Genomic DNA, 25,875 nt, shown 5'->3' on the forward strand with positions numbered 1-25,875 from the left:
GTCGCTGATGATCGGGGCCGGCCGGCTGTCGCAAAATTCTCTCCGTCGATGGAGGAGACCTTGCGTGCCCGGCCGCCACGTCACCGATCACCAGATGAGGCTCTTCATGAAGTTCCGACAGAACGACGTCGTCGCGATCGCGGCGGCGAAGGCCGGGTTCAGCACCGCTACGGGATATCGGATATCGGGCGATCCAGGCCTTCCGTCGCGAAGCGACAGGCAGCGTGGGCGCCGCAGGCCCGATCCTCTAGCGTCGATCTTCGACGACGAGATCGTGCCGCTGCTGCGCTCGGCGCCGGGTCTTCGGCCGATCGGCATTTTCGAGGAGATGCGGCGGCGCCATCCCGATCTCGACCCCGGCGTCCGGCGCACGATCGAGCGCCGCATCCGCGCGCCTGGCGCGCCATTCATGGCCCGGAGCAGGAGATCATCTTCCGGCAGATCCACGAGCCCGGCCGGATGGGTTTGTCGGAATTCACCGACATGGCCGATCTCGGTGTCAGCATCGCCGGCGTCGCGCTGAACCATCGACTTTACCACTTCCGGCTTGTCTGGTCGGGCTTCGAGCAGGCGCATCAGATCTCGCCACCACCCGTCTTTCGCCGATCCAACTCGACGAGACCCGCTAAACTGGTCCCTCTTGTTGCATCGGTCCAGGCTCCCGAGGCACGCGCCGGACACTTCACCAATCGAGAGCCGTCGATCCCGCTGGCCCGGCAAGCCCGCGCCATCCTTACGTGCCGATCCGGATCGAATCGGCCTGCCAATCTGCTTTCAAGTCTTTGCCAAAAAGCTCGTCGCACTCATGACAGCGCCAGCCGATGATGCGCAGCCGTATGCCGCGGGCGCTGATATTTCCCAATTCAACGCGGAGCCTGGCTTGGTCTTCGTTTCCGCATTTGTGGCAGCGCAGAATGGTAAGCCAGCCGTTACCATTCATGACCACCGGCGCAGCTCCCGGCCCGCCGGTGCGGCCATGCGGATGCCGGAGCGATTTGTGTTCGGCAGCATCAAGATCAGAAGTCTCCGCGTGGGCATCGGGTAACCCGCGTGCAATTGCAAATGAGCTTAGCAGTGCCCATTCTCGGCATGTGTCTGAGTACTGCAGGAATGTGACAAAGATGCAAAGCTGGCCATGGTGAATGCCGGGCCGACACCTTCCGACCGAGACGGCCGCGGTCACGACGGCCTGCCATCCGATGTCAGGACATCGTACTTCTCTATCCAGTAGGGTATACCGTAGCGGACGGTCCGCACGTACCGTAAAACAGTGTCCGTAAGGCTTGACGCGAACCTACGGACATGCATTTCTGCGGACGATATCTCTACGGACAGAGAGTTCGCCCATGCAGACCGTGTTCTATGCTCGCGTCTCAACCGCCGATCAGACCATTGCCCATCAAGAGCGGCAGGCGCGGGACGCCGGCTTCGCGATTGACCGCGTGGTCGCCGATAATGGCGTCTCCGGCGTCAGTACCCGGCTTGCCGAGCGGCCAGAGGGCCAGCGCCTGTTCGACCTGCTCCGGGCCGGGGACGTGTTGGTCGTGCGCTGGGTCGACCGGCTCGGGCGCAACTACGCCGACGTCACCGAAACGATCCGGGAGTTCATGCGACGGGGTGTGGTCATCAAGACCATCATCAACCGCATGACCTTCGACGGGGCCACGGCAGACCCGATGCAGCAAGCCGTCAGGGATGCCCTTATTGCCTTCATGGCAGCCTCGGCGCAGGCGCAGGCGGAAGCTACAAAGGCGGCACAGGCGGCTGGCATCGAGCACGCGAAGGCGAGCAATGGCAGCGCCTACAGGGGCCGCAAGCCGAGCTTTACCCGAGCGCAAATGGAAACCGTTCGGGACCTGCTGGCGCAGGATGCAGGTGTCAGCGTCATCGCCAGGACGACCGGTCTGTCCCGGCAGGCGATCTACCGGATGAAGGATGATCCCGCGGAGGCAGAGGCAGTGCTGGCAAAGTGGGGACTATAGCGCGCGGTCTACTGTTCTTCCCCGGAACCGCCGAGCACTCCAGCTTTGGTTGCATGGGGGCTCTTGCCGCCCATGGCTCATGCGCTCGCTCCCACGGGAGCCGGCTCTACAAGCGCCAACATCACGCCTTCGAGTATCAGGTACAAGTCTTCGCCCGTTGCATCATCGGGCAGCGCGGGTACACCGCCGACGCCGCACGTGAGATGGGCGAGGATGAGTTCGCTGGTGGCCTCTACAGCCGCAGCCCGGCCCGCTGGTTCTCGCATGAGTGCCCTGATCGAGGTGATATCCCGGACCGAAACCTGGGGCCGCCAGATTCGGCCGAGCCTGCGGCCATACGCCTGAGGATCAGCTCGGACTGTACGGGCCTGGGCAAAGTCGATCACGTTCCCGGGTTTCAAGTGATCAGCCTCGATGGTTTCAGGGACGAGGTCGCAAGAGAAGGCCAGTATGGATGGCACCGATCACCTTCGTCGCGAAGCCGGGCGTGACATAGATATCGCCATGCTGCGGGGCCCGAAGGTTCTTAAGCCGGCACTGCCTTCTCAGGACATCGCCCTCGGCTCCGGCATCCAGAACCCTGATCGCATTATCGGGGCTTGTCGAGCCCATGAACCCGCCGATCTTCATCTCGCTTGAACGCCGGTGAGCCTCGCACCGATCCGGCCGGTGCGCGCAGCGTCGGGTGCGGGGTTTCCCAGCGCCAACAGCGTCGTCGTCCGAACGACGGAATGCTAGTCAGCCGTCCGATGTTCCGCTCGTACCAGGCCGCCAGATCGGCTCCCCAAACCTCGGCGAGTTCGGCAGGCGTCAGTTCGTCGGGCCGTCTCGGCTCGAGCGCCGCGATGCCTTTCCGCCAGCGCTCTTGATGTTTCGGCGGCAGAAGCGGGTTGTTCACGTCGATCGGCTTGTCGTCCATCGCCTTGAGGACATCCTTCATCCGCAGCGCACGCGGTTTGCGTCGGGTCTGCGTGTTCCGCTCCGTCGCGAGCTTCTTGAAGTGCACCAGGTCGCTGACCAGGCGGGCATAGGCGGGGACGTTTGTCTGCCGGAGCTTTTCGATGACCTCGGGCCCGTGAACGGCGACGTCGGCAGCCACGATTTCGATGATCGAGGCGCCGAGGCGATCCCGGGCGTTTAGCAGGTTCCTTCGCTGCATGGCGGCTTCTCCCGCGCCTGCGCGCGACGCGCGCGACTGGGGCAATTCTAGCAGGAACCAGCTGTCCGTATCTGGCGAAAAGTAAGACGCCGCAGTTGGCTGGCAACCGCCTTTGGCGCTGCGCCTCCACCGATCATCGCAGCCAGGGCTTCAGGCCCGCCAGGGGGAGGTCTGCTTCAGGCGGGTCAGCCGGATCTCGCCTGCTTTTGGCCGATCTCGTGAATATAAATTCAGTCGATTCAGGTTTAATCGGTCATGATTTTGGATTGGTATTCCAATGCTCCCAATTATTCGGATTTCGTAGGGATACAAAAACGTATTGACGCTATATGTTGTTGTTGATATAGCTAGTCAATTCTTATTCTATGCTCGCGAACTGGAGGTGTGTGCGATGAGTGGCCGACAACATTCCAGCGTGAGGATGTTTTCCATGAAGAGCTTGCCGCCCCGGATTTCGTTCTCTTCCCCCAGTCGCCCGATTGGCGACAGCAGTACGCCGCCAAACGGCGTCGCGCTGGCCAAGCCGCCCGCGCCCTACCGCGACCCGGCGATGGTCGGCTCGAACTACGCCCGGCTCCCGAACGAAGGCTATATGACGATTGACGCCGACTGGATCATTCCGGCGCTACTGAAGGCCGTTCCGATCGAGGGGCGGATCCTGGAGCCGTGCGCAGGCCGCGGCCACATAGTCTACACTCTCCGCCAGGCCGGGCTTGTTGTGGTCGCCCGCGATCTGTTCGCCTACCCGGCCCCCTTGGTCCCCGACATCGAGAGCGGCTGCGATCTTCGGGAGATCAGCACGCTGGCCGGTGTCGACTGGGTGGTTACGAACCTGCCCTTCAAGGATCAGGACGAGTTCCTCGCCCATCTCCTGCGGCTGGCGGCCGATGCTGGATGCGGCGTCGCCGTGCTGACGCGGCTGGAGTGGACTTTCGGCGCAAGCGCGTCGTTCCCTCGTTCACGAACACCCGAACTTCGCAGGGAACGTGCTTCTGACGCGCCGTCCGCGCTGGAGCGAGGACGAGAAGGCGGCTCCGCGGCACAATTTCTCCTGGTCCGTCTGGCAACCCCGGCCTCGCCCGGCCTCACAGCCCCCGTGGCTCAAGTTTGGCGACGGCACGCGCGCACCTGCCGCGCTTCAGACCGGCCATGGCCTTCCCACCTCACGGTCAGCCACCCGCTTGCGCCGCGAGCGGCCAGAGCGTCAGGGCCCCAGCTTACGTCCTGGCTTCGAGGAGTAAGGGGCGGCCCCCAGTAAAGATGCCCCAGGAGACCCACCCTCTCAAGATCACGCTCAAGCAGCAATCGGGCATCGGCGCTTGCCGCTTGCGTTTCGCGCCCGCCCGCACCCGCTGCGGCTCCGCCCTTCCACCACCAGCACCCGCTCCCCCTAAAGGGGGAGGAGCGGGTGCTGGAGGCGGTGGAGAGGGCTATACTGGCTCCAGCACCCTCCAGTACCAGTCCAGCACCTCAAGTGCTGGAACCTCCTGCGGGGACTACGACGTAGTCCCTCCACTCGTGGTTCTTGTCCCGGCGGTTGATTACTTGCAGGTGGCCTGCGCGCACCAAGCGCCGGACCTGACCGACGATCCTGGCCTTCTGTTCCTTGATCTCCGGATCGAGCTTCAAGATCGGGCCGAGCGCGTATCCGACCCAATGATCAGCCTGGGGACTGGCCCGGTATTCGCCGTCGCGGACGGTTGCTTTGATCTCCTCTACGAGTGCCGCGGGGAACGCCGTGTCGGCCGGCCGCGCCTCCCACCGAACCGGTACGCCGATATGATCGCCGTCGGGGTTGTCGGCGTTGGGATTATTGAGAGGGACGTTGTCGAGCCTGATCCAGGTCGAGACATCGGCCGGTGGCGCGTGGTTCGTTTTGCCGTCGACAAGGCGCATGTGGCGCCAGCGCTCCTGGGGATCGATCCCGAATTTCTTCGCCTCGTCCGGCGTCATGCGCTGCACCAGGCGAACGATGCGGCAGCCGTCGACAAAGGCGGCGGCCCCGCGGGCATCGCCGGCGTCGAGTTCGCGGGCTGGGCCGGCGAGGCTCTTGCGCGCGTGATGGACGAGCAGAATGGCGCAGTTTGCTCTGGTCGCGACGGCGGCGAGGGCCTTGATCACCGCATCGACGGCGACGTTATCATTTTCCGGGATGCCGTGCGCCGAGATCACCGGATCAATCACGAGGACGTCGAGACCGTGCGCGACAATCGTCGCCTCGAGCCCGTCGAGGCTCGCCTCGTCGATCGTGAACCCCTGGCCGTCCGCGCTGGCAAGCTTGAGCGGCAGATTAAGTCCGCTTTCGAAGAACAACCGGCCTTCGTATTGCTCGGGCGTGATGCCGAAATGCTGCGCGACGCCCACGAAGCGGCGCTCGATCTCGTCGATTGGATCTTCCAGGTTCCAGTAAAAAACCTTGAGGGGACGGATCGGGCGGTCGTGCAAGAGCTGCCGCCCGGCCGCCATCGCCAGAGCCTCGACCATGGCGATGATCGACTTTCCCGATCCGCCGGGCGCGACGAGGGCAGAGACGCACTGCCGCAAATAGGCTTTGCCGTAGAGCCAGCGCCGCGGCAGAATGTCCTTGGCGGAGCGCAGGACGCGCGGCTGGATCGGCAGGACCTCCGGCTCGGGAGGCACATCCCACCCTTCCGTCCCGTCCCCGCCGCCGCCGTCGGGGTCTGGCTCGGGGGGCTCATCCGACCCCTCGGGCCCCTCTCCGGCGTCCCCGGCTGGATTGTCCCCACCCGCAGTGCCGTCCCCGGCGGGCGGGCCCCCATCCGCAGTGCCGTCCGCGGCGTCGACAGAGGGCTCGTCCCACTCCCCGGTGCCATCTCCAGCGCCGCTGGCGGGTCTGTCCCAACCCCCGGTGCCGTCTGCAGGGCCGTCGTCAGGCCGAGCGTGAGCGTTCGTATCGCCACTGCTGCCAGGCTCCGGGCCAAGATTTGGGTCCGGGCGCCTGGACGGCTTCGTCCAGCCTGGGACCCGCCCAAAAACTTCAGCGAAGAGGCTCGCGGCCGTGATCTTCCGGATGTCGGTGAAGCTCTCCCAGGTAGCCCTCGTGTGAGCCCGATCGTAGCCCCACCACTTTTGGGACCACCTGTCGAAGGCCTCGAACGACGCTCCGCCGGCCCGCGCCGCCATGCCGATCTTCAGCCACTTGTCACGGTCAACGTAGTCATTGGGCAGGGCGTCGAGCGCGGCCTCGACATCCGACGGGATGCAGGTGTGGTGAAAGAAACCGAAGATCTTGCCATTGGCTCCTGGCGGAGCGTCGGCTGCCGTCTTCGCCGACATCGGCCAGCGTGACTTGCACTCCCTCTCGAACGCTTCTTCCTGTTCCTCGGTGATCAGCGGCAGATCGTCGAATGGAACCGCGTCGAGCGGCACACCGCGCCACTCGTAGGGTACGCCGGACACATGCTCGCCGAACGCCACAAACTGCTGACCGTCGCCGAGGATCTCGATCTTGCTTCCCGGGTGAAAGGGCAGTGGGATCGTCCGTTTCAGGCGCGGCCGGTCGGAGCGGTAAACGGCCAATACGCGCGGTGAATTGCTTCGGAACCGCGTCGGCGCCGGCCCGAAATGTTTCTCGACCAGCGCCTCGACCTCGGCGGCCATGACTGGATCGTCGACATCGACGTCGACGGCGCGCAACTTGTCGCAGCGAATTCCAGTGCTCGCGCCTTCCTCGTTGAAGACCGGCACGCCGGCCGCCTGCCGCCAGCCCGCCTCGAATGGCGCCTTCCCGCAGGTCCGCACGGCGATGACCCGATAGCCCCTCGCGTGCAGGCGCTCGCGACGCTCCGTCACCTCGCGGTCGAGCGTCATCCCGCCCATCCTTCTGGTTCGGCCGCATCGGCCGCGCCAGCGCTCTGGGGTTGGGCGCGGCTCGGGTTCGGGAACGCCTTGTCGCGCGGCACCCAGCGCAGCACCTTGTAGGTGAGCAGCCGCGTTTTACGGTCGCCGAACTGGATCGGCTGCGATGGGCCAAATTCGACGAGCGGGACCAGGTCACGTCCGAACTGGGGTTCGCATTGGTTGTAAAGATGGGTGACGAATTCGCAGTGTGAGTACGTCCAATTGGTCATTTCGAATGCGATGTCGGCGACGCCGAAGGCCTTAGGCGCGAGGGCGAACAGCGACAATGCGGGCTTTGCCTCCGCCGTCGGCGGTGGCGGCATGGGACCGTCGAGCCCCGGGACCGGCGTGAATGTACGCTTGCTGCTGCCGTCATGGCCGGTCAGCCAGCCGCGCCGGAGGCGCTCGGGATCAACGGCAACCACCTGACCGTCGAGCTTGATGACGCGGGATCCCCCCTTGCTGCCGATCGCCCACTCGTCGCGCGATGGGGCGTAGCGGAGGTACGGGTCACGGGTCGGCATCGCGATCGGCATGGGGAGCCTCCATTTCGGAAGACCGCCGGCGCATGACAGCGCAGCCCGCCAAGCTCCAGAGATGTTGTCAATCTCTGTGGCCATGCGAAGAGAAGTATTAGCGGCGGTATTGCTATTTAGTCACTGAATATCTTGTCAGCAGACAAGATCATTATTGGTATTTGAGGGCTCCATACCAAACTAATATTACGTGTTTGCTGACACCGTCGGATATCGCGCGTCCATTGGCGTCAAGTCGATGTCTGCATCCGGCCAGCGAGCCAGTGCTCGACGTCGCGCCAGCGGTATCGGACCGCCCGGCCAAGCTTCAGGAACTCGGGACCGGTGCCGTGGCAGCGCATGCGCGCCATCGTATTCTCCGCGAGACCAAGGCGCTCCGCCGTTTCCCTTGAGGTGAGGAGCTGCTCGGGTGCGGTGGTCGGGAAGGGTCCATTCATCAGCATGCTCCTCGGGCAGAGTTGAACGGCTGGCGCCGGCGGCGCGCTGGGGTCGTGAGTTCGCGGCAGAACCCGCGCCAGCAGCAGACGCATCGAGGTCAGACCGGGATCGCCGGTTTGGTGGACGGACCCCGCCGCCCTCCTGCGCATCGCCGTCCCTGGGTCGACCGTCACGCTGCTGCAAGCCACTCAGCCGGGCAGGATCACTCGGGTAGCGAACGAAACGGGTGCCCCGGGCGTCCTCGGCCACGGACAGTCGCGCCGCCGCTCCGACGGTCGACCGCAGGGCTACTACGCTCGAGCCTTCATGCAGCATTGCGAGGGGCGTCGCCGGATTGACACCCGAGGCGAGCAGCTTGCGGGCAGCGGTCAGGAACGGTGTGCGCCATTCGCGCTTTCCGACGGGAGTACCGTTCAGGAACGCGCGATAACGGCCGTGGCGCGCTGGCCTGATGACGATCGTCAAAATGGAGGTGGCTTTTGCCCATTCCAGAAGCGACAATTCGCCTGTGACCGCCTCGCGGACGAGCCGTCGCGCCATCGTTCTGTTGGGGAGGCGATCGTCCGGTCGAAGGGCGCTGTGCTGCGCATCCATTGTTGCCTCCGTAGAAGGAGAGACATTGCGGCATGACATGGCGCGGTCGATTGACCCGCTCAGTGGGTTTCAGGCGGCTCGGTCGCTCGTTACCTTGCTCCTGGCGGCGTGCCCGAGGAGCTGGTCGCGCGCTGCTCGATCCAGGCGACCAGGTCCCTGGCGCGCCACCCGAGCTTTCGCGTGGAGAGCCGCAGCGGCAGTGGCGCCCGCCCGCTCCGCGAGAGGCGTCGCCAGTGTGCGACGCTGAAGCGACAGAACGCGGCGGCCTCAGCGGTGCTCAGGACGCGATTGCCGGCGATCGAGGCGGGCAGATTGTCGAGGATGTTCGCCATTTCGTGACACTCACAAGAAGCTCGAGAGGTGGGCTTGTGAGAGCATGGGAGACTTTGGCGGTCGTGAAGTCCAAGGGGAAGTTGTCGATCGCGCGATGCGCAAAAACCCCTAAGGCGGCGACTGATCGTCAGGTGGCTCCTGGTCTTTGTGCCTGTGCCGTTCGCAGGTCGGCCAGCACATTCGAAATCGCATCCGCCATCGCGTCGCGCGAGGCATCGTGTTGGCGGTATTGCTTAGGCACCGCCTGCATGACGGCCCATGCGAACTGCGTGAATGGGGTGCTGCGGGACTTCTCGCTCGGTTTCGAGGCCGTGACTGGTTCCCCCCGTCGTTCGAAGACCGCAGCCAGCTCGGTCACGAAAAATCGCCAGCTATGTGAGGGGTCGAGGGGTGGCCGGGTCTGTTTTTCCGCTTTCAGTTCTTCGACTGCCTGGCGGGCACGGGCCGCCAAGCTCAACAGCACCGGATGAACGTCCTCCCAGCGAAAGCTGGATGGTTTCCCACCGCCAATATCGACCTTTTCAAGACGGCGCCACGTCTCGGCCATCTCGCCCTGGTCAAGCGCCGCGACCAGGTCTCCGGATGCACGCCTGATCCGCTTGAGCAACGATCCGACTTCGGCATGGGTCGTGCCGTGAACGAGCGACGCCCGCTCCCAGCAGAATTGTTGGGCCACACGATGCACCCAGGCGAGGTCATGCTCTGAAAGTGCAAACCCCTCCAGCGCCTTTTGCCAGCCCGGCAGTAAGTCCGGGGCAGGCTCACCACCGAGCATAGCGACAAGGCTCGAGGGTACGGGCTTGCCTTGAAGGACGTCACCGAGATGTTCGCCCGAGACCACGTATGCCCGTTCGATCTTTGGTCGTACCGCGAGCGATTTGCGCGGGTTGCGGACTGGTGGACGCTTAGCCATGGCCATTTTCTCCGAACCGGGTTCCGGAATTGGCGCTGGCGCCCGCGACCGAGCAATCCCCCGGCGTTGATGGCGAGGACGCTGGCTCCAGGACCAGATTACGGACGAGGATCAGCCGGGCTCGGCCCAGCGGGCTCGTCACGTCTACCGGCTGCGGTGATACCGATGCGTGCAAGCTCCGCCTCCACCTGTTCGAGGGTCATGTGCTCGACCTTGGTCGACGGCAGCTGGCCTGTCGGCGCCTCGATCGATTTCGGCTCGCGCCAATGGGCCGACCTGGTCCGCAGCAGCATCTCATTGGCTCGGAGCGCCACGCCCAAATCGTCGGTCTGATTGGCGAGCGCCAGGATGTTGCGGGCGGCGAGTGCCAGGACCTGGTACTCGGTCAGCTCCAGCTCCTCCCGGTAGTGAACTTCCAAAGCCTCGACGCTTATGCGCAGGATCCGGGCGATGATCTCGTACGGCACTCTGTTGTAGGCGTGAGCCCTCACGGCCGACCGCGTCGTCTCGGTCGGCTCGTGCTGGTCGAGGCCCAAGGCGCCCGGCGGTGGTTCTTCGATCGTCATCGCATCTCTCCGGGCACTGGCTCCAGGCGGCCTGAAAGACGTGCTGTCGAGCTTGGCTGCGCTGCCAACAGCTCCGCAACGTGCTGGCCCCAGCGCTCGAGCGCATCGCGTCGCTCCGCCATGAACTCGTGGCGCTGGTAGACTGCCGCGACGCCGGAAATGGTGCCGGACGTATGATTGAGGATCTTGTCGGCTACGTGAGGAGCTATTCCGAGCCGGGCCATGCCTGAAACGGCCGTCCGCCTCAGATCATGCAAGCGCCAGCCAACAATCCCGGATAGTCCGTCCAGCTCCCGTTTCGCCTTGGAGAAGTTATTGAAGGGGGCAGCGCCGCTCGTGATGAAGACGCAGTCGCCAAGCCGGGGCATGCGCCGGATCAGCGCGGCCGCGGGCTCCGTGAGATGGACCAGGTGGGGCCGGCCGTTCTTGGTTCGCCCGGCGGGAAGCGTCCAGGTCCCCGCCTCAAGGTCGATCTCGTCCCAGCCCATCCGGGCGACTTCCTCGCGGCGCTGGGCCGTCAGGGCCAGCAGCTCCACGATAGCGCCGTAGGGGCCGCCCGTCTGACGGGCTGCCATCAGCACCTGTGCCAGTTCTGCGTCGGACAGCACGCGATCGCGCGAGATCACGCGACTGGGCGCCGGGATGCTATCGCAGGGCGACCGCTCGAGCAGCGCCTTGCCGATGCACCAGTTGAACAAGGTGCGCATGACCCTGAGGAGCTTGTTGGCCCCGATCGGGGCTCCCCGGTCGACGACCTCGCCCAGGCAGGCCACCACGTCCCGTTTGGTGATGGAATGGATGCTGCGCGCGCCCCAGCGCTCGACCATATCCCGGCGGAGCAGCCGCTCGATCTCCCGCCCTGACCGGCGCTTGGAGGCATGCTGCTGGACAAACAGTTTCACGACGTCCTCGACCCGATCGCTCGACAGCCTGCGCCGCGCTTCGCCCTTCTCTGCAGCCGGGTCGCGCCCCTCCCGCCGCGCGCTGAGCACCTTGTGCGCTTCACCCCGAGCCAGATGCAACGTGACGCGGCCATGGGGCCCGATGGTATATTTGCGCAAGGCCGACCCGGCCCCGCCGGTCCGGTAGAGGACGATGAAGACCTTTCGCCCGGCGGGGGTCACCTTGACGCCGAAGCCTGGCAGCGTCTCGTCCCAATAGACCAGCTCGCGGGACGGCGTCGGCAGGGCGTCAATGATGGACTTGGTCAGGCGTGCCCGTGGCATGAGGTGCTACCCAAGAGAGATATAGGTAGCCTCATAGAGCCAATTCGGTCCATCTCTGTCAATGACAAATCAGAAAATCATCAACAAACCCCGTCAGATATCCATCTACATCCATCGCCAGCCATCGATATCCACCTGCTCCTCGGTAACCTGCACGGAGAGGGGCAGGGCTGAGGTGTCGGCCGCTGGACCGGCAAAGCGGGGCTTACCGCTGCGCGGCAATGGGTTAGCGGCCTACCCCTCACCCTGCCCTCTCCCTCCAGGAGATGGTTTCCCGCGCTGGCCGAGCCTGTACTTTCTCCGAAGGACCCTTCGCCGGCAGCGCATGACAACCCTGCCCCGCCCTGCTAATGCCACCGCATGCGCGAAGGCCTCCTGCCAGCGACGGTTGCGACCGTCTTCGAACTCTCCACCTCGGGCGAGAAGGCTCGGGCCCTGACCGAATTGCTCGGCGAGATCTTCGACCCGACCGAGACCGCGATTTCGGCCTTCGAGATCGAGGACGGCGTCACCACGCTCTCGCTGAATGCGCCCTGGAAGGTCGAGATCTACTTCGCCCAGCACCCGGACGAAGAGGCGGTGCGCGACCTGCTCAGGCCGATCGTCGGCGGTCTGGTCGACACGACACCCTTCACCACCGTGAACACGCGCGATTGGGTTGCGGCGAGCCTCGACGGGCTGAAACCCGTGCGCGCCGGCCGCGTCCTCGTCCACGGCGCCCATGACCGGGAGACCGTGCGCGTCAACGACGTCGCGATCGAGATCGAGGCGGCGCTCGCCTTCGGCACCGGCCATCACGGCACCACGGCCGGCTGCCTGCTGGCGCTCGATGCCGAAATGAAGAAGCGCCGGCCCCGTTTCGGCATCGATGTCGGCACCGGCACCGGGATTCTGGCATTGGCGCTCGCCAAGCAGATCAAGCGCAAGGTCGTCGCCGGCGATATCGATGCCGTCGCGGTCGAGGTCTCCGCCCATAATGCCCGGCTCAACCACGCGCCCCGCGCGCTCGATCTCTATGTCGCGCCGGGCCTGCGCCATGCCAAGGCGAACCGGCCGGGCCGTTTCGACCTCGTCCTCGCCAATATCCTGGCCGGGCCGCTGAGGCGTCTCGCGCCCTCGATCGCGCGCGTGCTGGCGCCGCAGGGTACGCTGATCCTGTCCGGGCTGCTCGCCATGGACGTTGCCGGCGTGGTCTCCGCCTATCGGCATCAGGGCGTCTATCTCGCAAGCCACTCGCTGCGCGAAGGCTGGGCGACGCTGGTCATGAAAAAAGGCGGCGCAGCCCCAAGGCCCCGCCGCCCTGCCTGACCTCCTGCGCCAGAGCACCGGACCGAAGAGGCGAAGCCCCTTCCGATCCACTTCCGCTAGAAGCGCGAGGTCGTTACCCGTTCAGTTCAGAAGCCGATATGGCCGTACTTGCGCTCGGCCTCGGCCTGCAGGCTGCGGGCGTCGTGCCAGACGGCAGCGGTGAACTTCGCCGCGTCGGCGATTTGTTCGGCGATATGCTTGATGATGGCGATCATGGTTCGGATCCTGAAAGTTGCCGGCGCGCGGCAGGGCCGCAGCAGCCCGAATTCAGCGGTTGAAAGGCAGCGAGACGTCGCCCGACAGCGTCGCGGACGGGTAGCCGCCCAGGACCATCTCGGCCTCGTTGACGAGGAGGTTGCGGGCGCGCAGCTCGCGGGTGGCAGAGCGCATGCGGCTCTCGATCAGCGCGGCATAGAGGCGCTGCATCAGGCTGGGCGTATCGGCCTTGCGAGCCTTGGCTTCGGCCACCACCGGTACGGGCAGCACGTCGGCATTGTTCAGCACATAGGTCATGGGTCTATCTCCGAAAAACGAAGGACAGTCCCGGTCGCTTCCTCGTTCTCTTATGCGACTAAGGTGGGGTCATTTCGCACTTGCGAGAAGGTATGTTCGCATATGCGAGATATGCGCAAAACGCATGCGATCCGTCCATATCCGTTAACGTTTGCGTCGATTGCATAACCAAGCGGCACAATGCGGAGCGGGCAGGCAGTCCGGTCCCACCGAATGGGCATCGCCGAAACGCCGCTTTTGCGCTGGCGCTTTCCCTGGCGGGGCGCGACGATGGCGCACGCTATGCCGGACCCTGCCATGACCGAATCGACCCTGCCGACCTGCCGCTTCCAGTCCTTCTCTGAACCCAGGGATCCCGCCGAGGTCGCCGGCCGCGTCGCGGCGCTGCGCGGCGCCCTTGCGTCACAGGGCCTCGCCGGCTTCGTCATCCCACGCGCCGACGAGCATCAGGGCGAATATGTCCCGGGCCATATGGCCCGCCTCGCCTGGCTGACGGGCTTCACCGGCTCGGCCGGCAGTGCCGTGGTGCTGGCCGACAAGGCCGCGCTGATCGTCGACGGCCGCTATACCATCCAGTCGGCCGCGCAGACCGACACGAAGATCGTCACCCCCGTCCGCATGGAAGAGACGCCGCTGGAGCGCTGGATCGAGCAGAACCTGCCGGCCGGCGGCAAGCTGGGCTACGATCCCTGGCTCCACACGGTCGATGGTGTCGCGAAGCTTGAGAAGGCGGCGGCCGCAGCCGGCGGCAGCCTCGTCGCGGTCTCCGCCAATCCCGTCGACGCGCTCTGGTCGGACCGCCCGGCCCCGCCCGCTGCGCCGGTGAAGGCACACCCGGCCGCCTATGCCGGCGAGGATACCGCCTCGAAACTCGACCGCATCCGCAAGGCGCTGGCCGAGGCCAAGGTCGACGCGCTCGTCGTCTCCGACCCGCATGCGCTGGCCTGGGTCTTCAACATCCGCGGCGGCGATGTCGAGCACACGCCGTTGCCGCTCGGCTACGCCATCGTCCCGCGCGAAGGCCGCCCGACCGTGTTCCTCGCGCCCGAGAAGATCACCAACGAAGCCGGCGACGCGATCGGCGCCGTCGGCGAGATCGCGCCACCGGCCCAGCTTGAAAACCAGCTGAAGACGCTCGGCGCTGCCAAGGCCAAGGTCCGGCTCGATGCCACCACCGCCGCCGCCGCGCTGGCGACGCTGATCCGCGACGCCGGCGGCACGCCCGATGCCGGCACCGACCCGATCGCGCTGATGAAGGCCCGAAAGAACGCGGCCGAGCTCGCCGGCACGCGCGCCGCCCATCTGCGCGACGGCGCGGCGATGACGAACTATCTGAGTTGGCTCGCAAGCGAGGCACCAAAGGGCAAGCTGACAGAGATCGACGCCGTCGCCGCTCTCGAAACCGAGCGGCTGAAGACCGGGCTGCTGAAGGACGTCTCCTTCACGACCATCGCCGGCGCCGGCCCCAACGCTGCACTGCCGCATTACCGGGTCAGCGAGGCGACCAATCGCCGGCTGGAGCCCGGCATCTTCCTGGTCGATTCAGGCGCCCAGTACGAGGACGGCACCACTGACATCACCCGCACCATCGTCATCGGTGAGCCCACCGCTGAGATGCGCGACCGCTATACTCGCGTGCTCAAGGGCCATGTCGCGATCTCCCGGCTGGTCTTCGTCAAGGGCACGTCAGGCGCACAGCTCGACGCCTTCGCGCGGCTGCCGCTCTGGCAGGGCGGTTTCGACTTCGACCACGGCACCGGCCATGGCGTCGGCAGCTATCTCTCGGTGCATGAGGGGCCGCAGCGGCTCTCCAAGCTCGGCACTACGCCGCTGGAGCCGGGCATGATCCTCTCCAACGAGCCCGGCTACTACAAGCAGGGCGAATACGGCATCCGTATCGAGAACCTGATCGTCGTCGAGGAGCGGCAGATCCCCGGTGCCGAGCGTACGATCTACGGCTTCGAGACCATCACCTGGTCTCCTTATGAGCGAGCGCTGATCGAGCCGTCGCTGCTCGATGCCGGCGAGATCGCCTGGATCGACGCCTATCACGCCACGGTCTGGGAGAAGCTCTCCCCGCTGGTCGAAGGCGAGGCGAAGGCTTGGCTGGAGAAGGCTTGCCGGCCGTTGTGATCTCACCCGTCATTCTCGGGCGAAGCAAAGCTTCGACCCGAGAATCTCCTGCAGAAAAAGGCGCGAAAACCGCAGTCCTCTGGTCACGAGATGCTCGGGTCAAGCCCGAGCATGACGGGGGTGGATCACATCACCATTCGGAACGCCACCACGGCCACGACACCCACGGCCACCACGCCCAGCAGCGGCAGACGTGTCGCGGCCAGAGCCGTCACCGCCGCCGCAGCCGTCTCGGCCCAGCCCGTCGCGAGCGCGCTCGGCGCGATCACCGCGATCAGCACGGCCGGCGGGATCGCGTCGAACGCCGCCTGCGCCCTTGGCGACAGGCTGAGGCGCCCGGCAAGCGCGAGCCCTGCGACGCGCGTCGCATAGGTCACGATCGCCATGCCGAGGAAGGCGAGGAGGTTGATCGGATCGACGCTCACGCCTCGGCCTCCTTCGCCACGGGCTGCGGATCGGCGCCTGCGGCGAGCCACGCCGCCAGCAGCCCGCACAACGCACCTGCCGCGACATGCCAGGGCGGCCCGGCCAGGCGATAGGTAACCGCCGAGGCGATGCCGGCGGCCGCCACCGTCCAGAACGTCACCCGCCCCTTCCAGAAGGCTGCGACCAGCGCGATGAACAGCGCCGTGAAGGCAAAATCGGCGCCGAGCCGCTTCGGATCGCCCAGCACGGCGCCGATGCTCGCGCCCAGCGTCGAGTTCACCAGCCAGCCGGTGACGAAGGGAACGACCATCGCGAACCAGTAGGCCGGCGTGAGCCGATGCGTGCGGGCGCGCTTCTCGGCCAGAGCCCAGTTCTCATCGGCCATGTAGTAGAGGCCGAGCAACTTCTGCCAGCGGCTGAAGCCCTCGAGCTTGGGCGCGAGCGAGGCGCCCATCAGCACATGGCGGGCATTGATCAGCAGCGTCGAGAAAACCAGCGCGGCGATAGGCGCCGGTGTCGTCCACAACTCCACTGCCGCGAACTGCGCCCCGCCGGCAAAGACCATCAGGCTCATCAGGAAGACTTCGAGCGGCGACAGCCCCTTGCTGGCGGCGACCGCGCCGAAGAGCAGGCCGATCGGCGCCGCAGCTACCGCCGCCGGCCAGATGTCGCTCAGGCCGCGCCTGATGTCGTCGCGCATCGTGGACATGGGTTCGCTCTCTCGAAAGGCGCTTGGCTCAGCCGGCATGCGCCGCACGGAAGGCGCCGGGGGTCACGCCGAAGCGGGCCTTGAAGGCGCGGGTCAGATGCGGCTGGTCGCAGAAGCCGGTCGCCGCCGCGACATCGCCCGGCATGTCGCCGCGCCGCAGCCGCTCGCGGGCACGCCGGACGCGGACATCGACGAGATAGGCATGCGGCGTCAGTCCGGTTTCCCGCCGGAAGGCGCGGATCAGATGGTGGCGCGGCAGGCCGGTCAATCGCGCGAGATCGGCGAGCGACAGATCCTCGTCATAGCGCGCCTCGAACAATTCGCGCGCCTTGGCGACGGGCCCGCCCTCCGCTCCAACGGAGCGAACCGCAAGATCGGCATGGCGAGCCAGGCAGCGCGCATAGAAGCGTAGCAGCATCTCCTCGCCCCCCAGCAGATCCTCGCCATCCTCGATCGCACGATGCGCGGCAGCAAAGAGCGCGGCGCCCTCGGCATCCTCGACCAGCGGCTGCCGAAAGAACGGTGTGCCCGACACGTCCCGGCCGCTGAGGGAGGCCGCGACCTCGCGGATGAGCCCGATCTCGGGATAGGTCATGCGGTAGCTGTAGCCCGGCCCATAAGGCTCGCCGTCATGGGTCTCGAGCGGATTGACGAAGGTGATCTGGTTGGGGCGGGCATAGTGCCGCTCGCCACGCACCCGAAACGTCTCGCAACCGGCCTCGATCGTGCCGATCACATAGCTTTCATGGCGGTGCGGGGCATAGGCATGCCGGCGGAAGGTCGCGGCGAGGCAATCCAGCCCGTCGAAGCGCTCGGCCGGAAACAGCTTCGCCCGCTCGCCGGCGACGAGCGGTTCGAGGCACAATGTCTCGCCCTGTGTGATCGCTTCCATGGGGCGAGCATAAACTCTCTCGCCGCATCGCTGTCTTGAAGAAAAGTGATCGGGCGCATCACGCGCCCGATGTGTTCTGGTCGCTCTGAACAGCGTTAGATGGCGTGGGAGGCGCTGCCGGCTCCGACCCGCTCGGGGCTCTTCGATCCCAGCGCCAGCACGCCGAGCCCGCCGACCAACGTCGCGACCATGGCATAGGCCATCACGCCGAGCGTCCCGAAGCCGTCGACCAGAAGCCCACCGAAGATCGCGCCGCTGGCGATCGCGACCTGGAAGGCGGCGACGAGCAGGCCACCGGCCGACTCGGCCTCCTCTTCCGGCGCGACGCGCACCAGCCAGGTCTGGAACCCTACCGGCAGCGCACCAAAGGCGAAGCCCCAGAGCCCGACGGCGACGGCGGAAGCCACCGGCGAAGAACCGACCAGCAGCAGGCCCAGGCCCATCAGCGCAATCGTCAGCGCACCGAAGATCACGGATGCCTTGGCGCTGCGGGCGGTGATGGCGCCGCCGACCAGGTTGCCGAAGAAGCCGCCGACGCCATAGGCCAGCAGGACGAGCGAGATCGCCTCGACCGAAAGCTGCGGGATCTGCTCCAGGAACGGCCGGACATAGGTGAACCCGGCGAAATGCCCGGAGATCACGACGACAATGCCCGCCAGGACCAGCGCGATGCTCGGCCGGCCGAGCAACCGGAAGAGCGTACGGATATCGGGCGAGCCGCGTGCCGGCAGGCGCGGCAGCACGGCCATCTGGATGACGAGCGTCGCGACGCCGATGAGAGCCGCGATCCAGAAGACGACGCGCCAGCCCAGCAGGTTGCCGACATAGGCGCCGATCGGCGCGGCGCTCACCGTGGCGATGGAGACGCCGGTGAAGATCAGCGACATCGCCTTGGGCATGGCGCTCGGCGGCACCAGCCGCATCGCGATCGCCGCCACCATCGACCAGAAGGCGCCGAGCCCGATGCCGAGCAGGACGCGGGCGACGAGCAGCGTCGGGAGAGTGGTGGCGACGGCGGCGAGCGCGCTTGAGAAGATCAGCAGGCTGGTCAGCGACCAGATCACGATGCGACGGTCGATGCCGCGGGTCACGATCGCCGCGGCGAGGCCGGCGATGGCACCCACGACCGCCGTCGCGGTCACCGCTTGTCCGGCCGCTCCGACCGAGACGCCGATATCGGCGGCCATCGGCGTCAACAGGCTGGCGGGCAGGAATTCGGCGGTGACGAGGCCGAAAACGCCGAAGGTCAGCGAGACGACGGCGGCCCAGGCAGGCTTTTCGCGCGCGTCGTCGCGGACGTCATCGAGGTCGAGTGCAGTTGCAGACAGGGAATCTGACATGGGGGTCTCCACGAGGTGGCCGGAAGATGGGCGTGGCGCCGTGGAGTTTCCATGCTATATAATCCGCATTCCTTGACCGTTCGTCCAGGACTGCAATGACCGCTTCAATCGATCACCTGACCGAGATGCTGCGCGGCCTGAGGCTCGACGGCGTCGACTACAGCCGTTGCCAGATGGCCGCGCCCTGGGGCGTCGTCTTCCCGCAGAGCCGCGAGGCCTGCTTCCATTTCATCTCCCGCGGCGGTTGCTGGCTGAAGACGCTGGCCGGCGAATGGGTGGAGTTGCGCGATGGCGATGCCGTCCTGCTGCCACATGGCGGCGGCCATATCCTGGCGAGTTCCCCAGAGGTCGTGCCCTCCCCGCCCTGCGACTGCCGCGTGCGCGAGCTCTACGGCAATGTCTTCGATGTCGAGGGCGGCGGCGCGGGCGAGCACATGCTGGTCTTCACCGGGCGCATGACCTTCAATGTCGATATCGATCATCCGCTGCTGCGCCTGATGCCGGATGTGATGCGGATCTATGATTTCGCCGCCAACGAGCCGGGCCTTCCGCATCTGCTGGAGGCGATGGGCCGCGAGGTCGCGATGGACCGCGTCGGCGCTGGCGGCATCCTCGCCCGCCTTGCCGATGTCGTCGCCGCAACGATCATCCGGAATTGGGTCGAGTTCGGATGCGGCACTGCCAAGGGCTGGATCGCAGCGGCGCGCTGCCCGCAGATCGGGAAGGTGCTCGCTGCCGTCCACGCCCATCCGGAAACCGACTGGACGGTCGAAAGCCTGGCCGGGTTGATGGGCGCCTCGCGCTCCGGCTTCGCCGAACGCTTTGCCGAGGTCGTCGGCGAGACGCCGGCACGCTATGTCGCGCAGGTCAGGATGCACCAGGCCCGGCAATGGCTCGCCCGCGACAAGCTGCGCATCGCGGTGGTGGCGCAACGCCTCGGCTACGAATCCGAAGCCTCGTTCAGCCGCGCCTTCAAGCGCATCACCGGCTCGGCGCCGAGCCAGGTGCGGGCGGCAGGCGGGCAGCAGCCAACAGCGATGTTCGCGCCGTCTGCGGAGGCGGCGGAGTAGCCTAACTCCCGCCGTCATGGTCGGGCTTGACCCGACCATCTCGGAGACCAGCGCCCTCTGGTCACGAGATTCCCGGGTCTGCGCTTCGCTCCGCCCGAGAATGACGAGCAAACTCACCCACCCACCAGATCGAACCAGCCGGCCTCGTCGATCACCTCGACGCCGTGCTTGGCGGCATCCTTGAGCTTCGAGCCGGCGCCCGGCCCGGCGACGAGCAGGTCGGTCTTCGACGAGACCGAGCCCGCCACCTTGGCGCCCAGCCGCTCGGCCATCGCCTTGGCTTCGTCGCGCGTCATCCGCTCCAACGCACCGGTGAAGACCACGGTCTTGCCGGCGACCGGGCTCGCGGAGGCCACCGCCTCCAGCGGCTGCGGCGACACCTGCGCCAGCAGACGGTCGAGCAGCTCCTCGTTATGCGGTTCGCCGAAGAACTCGATCAACGCCTCGACCACGGTCGGCCCGACGCTGTCGATGGCGTTGAGTTCCTGTCGCTCGGGCGAGGCCTCGTCCGCCGCCGCGATGCTGGCCGCCCGCAGCGCCTCGAACGAGCCATAATGCCGCGCCAGAAGTCGCGCCGTCGTCTCGCCGATATGGCGGATGCCCAGCCCGAAGATGAAGCGGTTGAGCGGTGGGGTGCGCCGGTCCTCGATCGCGTCGAAGAGCTTCCTGGCGCTGACCGCGCCGAAGCCATCCTTGTCCTTGAGCTTCTTGAAGTTGGCGGCGTCGCGCTCGGCCAGCGTGAAGATATCGGCCGGCTCCCTCACAGGCAGCTCCGGATCGGAATGGAAGAACTCGATCTGCTTGTCGCCGAGCCCGTCGATATCCATCGCATCGCGCGAGACGAAATGCTTGAGACGCTCGACCGATTGCGCCGGGCAGATCAGCCCGCCGGTGCAGCGGCGCACGGCATCCTCTTTTCCGGTGCGGGGGTTGAGTTCGCGCGTCGCATGGCTGCCGCAGGCCGGGCAGAGCGTCGGGAACTCATATGGCTTCGAATCCGCCGGACGCTTGGCGAGATCGACGGCCTCGACGCGCGGGATGACGTCGCCCGCACGCTTCACCGTCACCGTGTCGCCGATGCGGATGTCGGTGCCGTCGCGGATCGGCAGCCCCTTGGAATCGAAGCCGCGGATATAATCCTCGTTGTGCAGCGTCGCATTGGTCACGACGACGCCGCCGACCGTCACCGGCTTCAACCGCGCCACCGGCGACAATGCGCCGGTGCGCCCGACCTGGATATCGATCGCCTCCAGGATGGTGGTCGCGAGTTCGGCCGGGAATTTGTGCGCGATCGCCCAGCGCGGCGCCCGCGAGACGAAGCCGAGCCTGGCCTGCAACGCGAGATCGTCGACCTTGTAGACCACGCCGTCGATATCGTAGCCGAGCGTTGCGCGCTGGCTCTCGATCAGCCGGTAACGCTCCAGCAGCTCCGCCACGCTCTCGCAGCGCTTCATCAGCGGATTGGTGCGGAAGCCCCATCGCCGAAAGATTTCGACCACGCCCATCTGGGTCGGCGCCGGCAACACCGGCATCTCGCCCCAGGCATAGGCGAAGTAGCGCAGGGGCCGGGCAGCCGTGATCGTCGCGTCGAGCTGGCGCAGCGAGCCCGCCGCGGCGTTGCGCGGATTGGCGAATTCCGGCAACCTCTTCTCGCGCTGGCGCTCGTTGATCCCAGCGAAATCGGCATGGCCGAGATAGACCTCGCCGCGCACCTCGGCGATCTCCGGAATGTCTCCGCCCTCCAGCCGGTGCGGAATCTCCGAGATGGTCCGGGCGTTGACCGTGACGTCCTCACCCTCCTCGCCGTCGCCGCGCGTCGCGGCAGAGACGAGTTCGCCCTTCTCGTAGCGCAGCGAAAGCGACAGCCCGTCGATCTTCGGCTCGGCGGTAAAGGCGATGCCCTCCTCCTCCTTGCGCCCGAGGAAGCGATAGACACGGCCGACGAATTCGGCCACCGCCTCATCGGAGAAGGCGTTGTCGAGCGAGAGCATCGGCACGCGATGGCGGATTTTGGCGAACTTGCCCGAAGGCTTGGCGCCGACCTTGCCGCTGACGCCGGCGGCGTCCTTCAGCTCGGGAAAGGCCTCTTCGAGCGCGACGAGCCGCTGACGCTTCGCGTCATAGGCCGCGTCGTCGATGATCGGCTGATCGTCCTGGAAATAGGCGTCGTTCGCCGCCTGCACCTCGGCGGCAAGCCGCTTGTGCTCGACCTTCGCCTTGCGCGGCGTCAGCTCGGCAACCGGGGTTTCGGAGAGGGCGGTGTCGTCGGCGTCGCTCATGGCACAGCATTAGGCGAGATGCGCGTGACGAGAAAGGGCAGCAGCCGATGCGGCTTACCACTCCAGCCGATACTCAGCCCTCATCCTGAGGAGCCGCGCAGCGGCGTCTCGAAGGGTGCTTCAGAAGGTTCCCGAACCATCTGGAACATCCTTCGAGACGCAGCCTTCGGCTGCTCCTCAAGATGAGGACTATGATCGATAAGCCTCTCACATCCGCGAGAAGGCTTGCGACAAATCCGGCTTTCGCGCGTATAGTTTGGAGGCTGGGAATTGGAAGCTCGACGCCGCAGGCCGTTGACGCCAGGGACATGTCGACAGCCGTGGTGAACCGGGCCAGGAACCGGGAGTCACGCCATGGCTAATGTCGACGGCACCGTACATGACATCGTCACGCTCTCGCAGCCACGCATCAAGACCATCACCACGATGGACTTGCGCGAAGCGCTGCGACGCGGCTGGGAGGACTTCATGGCGCAGCCGAGCCATCTGGTCTTCATCGCGGTGATCTATCCCATTGCCGGCATCCTGCTGGCGCAGCTCACCGTGAGCTACAACATCTTCCCCCTGCTCTTCCCGCTGCTCAGCGGCTTTGCGCTGATCGGCCCGTTCGCCGCGATCGGGCTCTATGAGGTGAGCCGCCGCCGCGAGAAGGGCCTCGACTCTTCCTGGAGTCACGCACTCGAAGTGCTGCGCTCGCCCTCGATCGGACAGATCATCCTGCTGGGCGCAATCCTGACTGGGCTCTTCCTCGCCTGGCTATTCAGCGCCTGGTTCCTTTATCGCGGCATCCTCGGTCTGCCGGCCGATGTCTCGACCACTGATTTCCTGCGGGCCCTCTTCACCACGGCCGACGGCTGGATCATGATCGTCATCGGCAACTCGCTCGGGCTGCTCTTCGCGATCCTCGCCTTCTCGATCTCGGTGATATCCTTCCCGCTGATCATCGACCGGCATGTCGATGCGCCCACGGCGATCCGCACCTCGATCGCCGCCGTCGAGGCCAATCCGCGCGTGATGATGTATTGGGGGTTGATGGTGACCGGGTTGCTCGTGCTCGGCTGCCTGCCGGTGCTGGTCGGCCTGATCGTGGTGATGCCGGTGCTCGGCCACGCGACCTGGCATCTCTACCGCAAGATCGTGGTCTGAACCCGGGTCGGGATCGGGCGCTCCCCGGGAGCGCTGCCGTCGTCGCGGGAACCTTTGGCCCCTAAATGGGGTTCACCCCCTGTCAAATCGAGCATGATGGCTCATTCAGTCAGGGGGTTTTTCATGAACAACATCATTTATATCGTCGGCCTGATCGTCGTCGTCCTCGCCATTCTCTCCTTCCTCGGCTTGCGCTGAGAGCGAAGAGAAGGCGGGTTGCAGACGCCGGCCGCTGAGGCTCAGCCGCGGCGCGGCTTGCCCTTTCCGAACGGCTTACCGCCGCCGGCGGGGCGCCCGCCCTCAGTACGCTCCGGCCTGGCGGCGAAGGGCTTTCCCGTCGCAGCGAACGGCTTCTTGAAGCCGCCACCGGCGGGCTTGCCATCATCCCGGCGCGGGCGAGCGTCGTCGCGCTGGGGCCTGCCTTCCGGGCGATAGGGCTTGCGGTCCTCGCCGCGCGGCTCGCGCTCTCCGCCGTCCTTGGGCTGATAGCGCGGGCGCTGCGGCGCATCGCCCGTCGCCTCGGCACCGTCCCAGCTCTTGCGCGGCGCAGCCGGGCGCTCGGCCTTGTCGCCAAAAGATTTGGCCGGCCGCCGCTCGGCCTCGGTCGTCGGCTCGATCGTGATCCGGTCCCGATCCGGCACCTTCGCCGATTCGTAGAAGCGGTCGGCCACGTCGGCATCGATCTCGACCTTGGTCTCGCGGTCGAAGATACGGATGGCGCCGACCTCGTCGCGCGTGATCCGGCCGCGGCGGCACAGCATCGGCAGGAGCTGGCGCGGATCGGCGCCCTGCTTGCGGCCGATGTCGAGCCGGAACCAGACGGTGTCGCCGCGCGGGCCGGCCGGCTTGCGCGGGCGTTCGCCCTCCTCGCCCTCGTCGCGTCCGAACGGACGGCGCTTGGCAGCGTAATCCTCGTTCGTGCGGACCGGGCGGCGCTCGTCACGGCCGAAGCCGGGATCGCCGACCTCTTCCGCCGCTGGCAGCCGGGTACGGTAGAGACGGACCAGGGCCGCCGCGATGTCACGGGCCTCGCGGCCCGCCATCAGCGCCTCGATCATGCCGGCATCGTCCTCGGAGCCGTCGCCGCTGAGCAGCGGATCGGATAGCAGGCGCTCCTGGTCGAGCACGCGGATTTCCTCCGCCGTCGGCGGGGCGATCCATTCGGCCTCGACCTTGCCCTCCATCAGGAGGCGCTCGGCCTTGCGCCGGCGCGACTGCGGCACCAGCAGCACGCTCGTGCCCTTGTTGCCGGCGCGGCCGGTGCGGCCCGAACGGTGTTGCATCACCTCGGAATCGTTCGGCAATTCGGCATGGATGACGAGGTCGAGTCCCGGCAGGTCGATGCCGCGCGCCGCGACATCGGTCGCGACGCAGACCCGCGCCCGGCCGTCGCGCAGCGCCTGCAGCGCGGCGTTGCGTTCGTTCTGGCCGAGTTCGCCCGAGAGCGCGACGGAGGTGAAACCGCGCTCCAGCAGGATCGCCTCGAGATGGCGCACGGCGTTGCGGGTGTTGCAGAAGACGAGCGCCACTGGCGCATTGTGGAAGCGCAGCAGGTTGACGACCGCGAGTTCCGCCTCCTTGGGATAGACGCGCACGGCCTTGTAGGAGATGTCGGCATGGCCGCGCCGCGTCGCTTCCACCTCGATGCGCAGCGCATCGCGCTGATAGCTCTGGGCGAGCTGGACGATGGCCTTAGGGAAGGTCGCCGAGAACAGCAGGCTGCGCCGCCCCTCGGGAGTCGTCTTCAGGATGTATTCGAGATCGTCGCGGAAGCCGAGATCGAGCATCTCGTCGGCCTCGTCGAGCACGACCGCCTTCAGCGCGGAGACATCGAGGCGGCGCCGCTCGATATGGTCGCGCAGGCGGCCGGGCGTGCCGACGACGATATGGGCGCCCTCGTCGAGCAGCATCGCCTCGCGGCGCGGGTCCATGCCGCCGACGCAGGAGATCACCCGCGCCCCGGTCTGGGCGTAGAGCCAGGCGAGTTCGCGCTGCACCTGGAGCGCAAGCTCACGCGTCGGCGCGATGATCAGCGCCAGCGGCTCGGCGGCGGGGCCGAGCTTTTCGGCGTCGCCCAGCAGCGTCTCGCCGATGGCGAGGCCATAGGCGATGGTCTTGCCGGAGCCTGTCTGCGAGGAAACCAGAAGATCGCGCCCGCGGGCGTTCTCCTCCAGCACAGCGCTCTGCACCGGCGTCGGTTCGGAATAGTTGCGATCGGCGAGCGCGCGCGCGAGCGGCGGGCTCGTGAGGGAGAAGGACATGCGATAACGGGCCTGAGGTTGCGGCGTGGTCGGCGGAACGACGCGAAAGCGTGGACGATGGGCTGAAGCGCTGACGGGCAGGCTGCGCCATCGAATGAAACCGGCTCATAGAGCAAACCGAGGCAAAAGGGAATGCATGGCGCCCGGCGCGGCACGCAAAGCCGCACGAAGCCAGACGCGCCTTGTCGGC

The 25,875-nt window shown here is 66.4% G+C and carries 23 protein-coding genes and 1 pseudogene; 7 read left to right on the top strand and 17 right to left on the bottom strand.

From position 1 onward, the window contains the following. Positions 1-64: 64 nt before the first annotated feature. Positions 65-573 (top strand): annotated as a pseudogene (locus NWE53_RS09890) (IS21 family transposase); the annotation flags it as partial. Positions 574-733: 160 nt separating this feature from the next. Here the strand turns inward: NWE53_RS09890 and NWE53_RS09895 are convergent. Further along, on the bottom strand, positions 734-1,183 hold the full coding sequence (locus tag NWE53_RS09895; protein ID WP_265055064.1) for a hypothetical protein: 450 nt from the start codon (positions 1,181-1,183) through the stop codon (positions 734-736). A 163-nt stretch (positions 1,184-1,346) separates the two neighbouring features. On the opposite strand from NWE53_RS09895, the gene NWE53_RS09900 reads away from it, so the two are divergent. After that, a complete protein-coding gene (locus NWE53_RS09900) occupies positions 1,347-1,982 on the top strand; it encodes a recombinase family protein (RefSeq protein WP_265054137.1) in 636 nt (211 codons plus the stop codon). A 589-nt stretch (positions 1,983-2,571) separates the two neighbouring features. Here NWE53_RS09900 and NWE53_RS09905 read toward each other — a convergent pair. After that, positions 2,572-3,141 carry a hypothetical protein gene (locus NWE53_RS09905; RefSeq protein WP_265054138.1) on the bottom strand — a complete coding sequence of 190 codons (570 nt, stop codon included), beginning with the start codon at positions 3,139-3,141 and terminating at the stop codon, positions 2,572-2,574. 430 nt (positions 3,142-3,571) lie between these two features. On the opposite strand from NWE53_RS09905, the gene NWE53_RS09910 reads away from it, so the two are divergent. Further along, a complete protein-coding gene (locus NWE53_RS09910) occupies positions 3,572-4,399 on the top strand; it encodes a hypothetical protein (RefSeq protein ID WP_265054139.1) in 828 nt (275 codons plus the stop codon). Positions 4,400-4,611: 212 nt separating this feature from the next. Here the strand turns inward: NWE53_RS09910 and NWE53_RS09915 are convergent, their stop codons facing one another. From NWE53_RS09915 to NWE53_RS09945, 7 genes are all read right to left on the bottom strand, one after another. Then, complete coding sequence (locus tag NWE53_RS09915; protein ID WP_265054140.1) at positions 4,612-6,972, bottom strand: AAA family ATPase; 2,361 nt, start codon at positions 6,970-6,972, stop codon at positions 4,612-4,614. Next, positions 6,969-7,538 (bottom strand): hypothetical protein, encoded by a 570-nt coding sequence (locus tag NWE53_RS09920; protein ID WP_265054141.1) that lies wholly within the window; start codon positions 7,536-7,538, stop codon positions 6,969-6,971. The genes NWE53_RS09915 and NWE53_RS09920 overlap by 4 nt, the downstream gene beginning before the upstream one ends. A gap of 230 nt (positions 7,539-7,768) precedes the next feature. Beyond that, positions 7,769-7,975, bottom strand: a complete 207-nt coding sequence (locus tag NWE53_RS09925) for a helix-turn-helix transcriptional regulator (protein ID WP_265054142.1) — start codon at positions 7,973-7,975, stop codon at positions 7,769-7,771. Positions 7,976-8,659: 684 nt separating this feature from the next. Continuing rightward, positions 8,660-8,902 (bottom strand): helix-turn-helix transcriptional regulator, encoded by a 243-nt coding sequence (locus NWE53_RS09930; protein ID WP_265054143.1) that lies wholly within the window; start codon positions 8,900-8,902, stop codon positions 8,660-8,662. A 128-nt stretch (positions 8,903-9,030) separates the two neighbouring features. Beyond that, a complete protein-coding gene (locus NWE53_RS09935) occupies positions 9,031-9,816 on the bottom strand; it encodes a hypothetical protein (protein WP_265054144.1) in 786 nt (261 codons plus the stop codon). Positions 9,817-9,914: 98 nt separating this feature from the next. After that, entirely contained in the window at positions 9,915-10,382 is a 468-nt protein-coding gene (locus NWE53_RS09940; protein WP_265054145.1) for a hypothetical protein, read from the bottom strand. Beyond that, complete coding sequence (locus NWE53_RS09945) at positions 10,379-11,608, bottom strand: tyrosine-type recombinase/integrase (RefSeq protein WP_265054146.1); 1,230 nt, start codon at positions 11,606-11,608, stop codon at positions 10,379-10,381. Before NWE53_RS09945 ends, NWE53_RS09940 begins: the two co-directional genes overlap by 4 nt. Before the next feature lie 360 nt (positions 11,609-11,968). Here NWE53_RS09945 and NWE53_RS09950 point away from each other — a divergent pair, with 360 nt between their 5' ends. Next, positions 11,969-12,916 carry a 50S ribosomal protein L11 methyltransferase gene (locus tag NWE53_RS09950; RefSeq protein WP_265054147.1) on the top strand — a complete coding sequence of 316 codons (948 nt, stop codon included), beginning with the start codon at positions 11,969-11,971 and terminating at the stop codon, positions 12,914-12,916. Positions 12,917-13,002: 86 nt separating this feature from the next. Here the strand turns inward: NWE53_RS09950 and NWE53_RS09955 are convergent, their stop codons facing one another. Next, entirely contained in the window at positions 13,003-13,131 is a 129-nt protein-coding gene (locus tag NWE53_RS09955) for a hypothetical protein (protein ID WP_265054148.1), read from the bottom strand. Positions 13,132-13,183: 52 nt separating this feature from the next. Then, the gene (locus NWE53_RS09960) at positions 13,184-13,429 is read right to left on the bottom strand and encodes a hypothetical protein (RefSeq protein WP_265054149.1); all 246 of its coding nucleotides are present in this window, start codon (positions 13,427-13,429) and stop codon (positions 13,184-13,186) included. 297 nt (positions 13,430-13,726) lie between these two features. Between NWE53_RS09960 and NWE53_RS09965 the strand changes: the two genes are divergently transcribed. Continuing rightward, on the top strand, positions 13,727-15,562 hold the full coding sequence (locus NWE53_RS09965; protein ID WP_265054150.1) for an aminopeptidase P family protein: 1,836 nt from the start codon (positions 13,727-13,729) through the stop codon (positions 15,560-15,562). 125 nt (positions 15,563-15,687) lie between these two features. Here NWE53_RS09965 and NWE53_RS09970 read toward each other — a convergent pair whose 3' ends face one another. The 4 genes from NWE53_RS09970 to NWE53_RS09985 form a co-directional block, all read right to left on the bottom strand. Continuing rightward, positions 15,688-15,987 carry an AzlD family protein gene (locus tag NWE53_RS09970; protein ID WP_265054151.1) on the bottom strand — a complete coding sequence of 100 codons (300 nt, stop codon included), beginning with the start codon at positions 15,985-15,987 and terminating at the stop codon, positions 15,688-15,690. Further along, positions 15,984-16,697 (bottom strand): AzlC family ABC transporter permease, encoded by a 714-nt coding sequence (locus NWE53_RS09975; protein ID WP_265054152.1) that lies wholly within the window; start codon positions 16,695-16,697, stop codon positions 15,984-15,986. The genes NWE53_RS09970 and NWE53_RS09975 overlap by 4 nt, the downstream gene beginning before the upstream one ends. A gap of 28 nt (positions 16,698-16,725) precedes the next feature. Continuing rightward, complete coding sequence (locus NWE53_RS09980; RefSeq protein WP_265054153.1) at positions 16,726-17,589, bottom strand: AraC family transcriptional regulator; 864 nt, start codon at positions 17,587-17,589, stop codon at positions 16,726-16,728. Between the two features lie 95 nt (positions 17,590-17,684). Further along, positions 17,685-18,929 carry an MFS transporter gene (locus tag NWE53_RS09985; protein WP_265054154.1) on the bottom strand — a complete coding sequence of 415 codons (1,245 nt, stop codon included), beginning with the start codon at positions 18,927-18,929 and terminating at the stop codon, positions 17,685-17,687. Between the two features lie 95 nt (positions 18,930-19,024). Here NWE53_RS09985 and NWE53_RS09990 point away from each other — a divergent pair, with 95 nt between their 5' ends. After that, positions 19,025-19,999, top strand: coding sequence for an AraC family transcriptional regulator (locus tag NWE53_RS09990; RefSeq protein WP_265054155.1), 975 nt, complete (start codon positions 19,025-19,027; stop codon positions 19,997-19,999). A 113-nt stretch (positions 20,000-20,112) separates the two neighbouring features. Here NWE53_RS09990 and ligA read toward each other — a convergent pair whose 3' ends face one another. Beyond that, positions 20,113-22,278: an NAD-dependent DNA ligase LigA gene (gene ligA / locus NWE53_RS09995; protein WP_265054156.1), complete on the bottom strand. Its 2,166-nt coding sequence runs from the start codon at positions 22,276-22,278 to the stop codon at positions 20,113-20,115. A gap of 354 nt (positions 22,279-22,632) precedes the next feature. Here ligA and NWE53_RS10000 point away from each other — a divergent pair, with 354 nt between their 5' ends. Beyond that, complete coding sequence (locus tag NWE53_RS10000) at positions 22,633-23,424, top strand: DUF2189 domain-containing protein (RefSeq protein ID WP_265054157.1); 792 nt, start codon at positions 22,633-22,635, stop codon at positions 23,422-23,424. A gap of 239 nt (positions 23,425-23,663) precedes the next feature. On the opposite strand, the gene NWE53_RS10005 is transcribed toward NWE53_RS10000, so the two are convergent. Beyond that, entirely contained in the window at positions 23,664-25,685 is a 2,022-nt protein-coding gene (locus tag NWE53_RS10005; protein ID WP_265054158.1) for a DEAD/DEAH box helicase, read from the bottom strand. Positions 25,686-25,875: the final 190 nt, after the last annotated feature.

Source organism: Bosea sp. NBC_00550 (genome assembly GCF_026020075.1).
Lineage (GTDB): Bacteria > Pseudomonadota > Alphaproteobacteria > Rhizobiales > Beijerinckiaceae > Allobosea.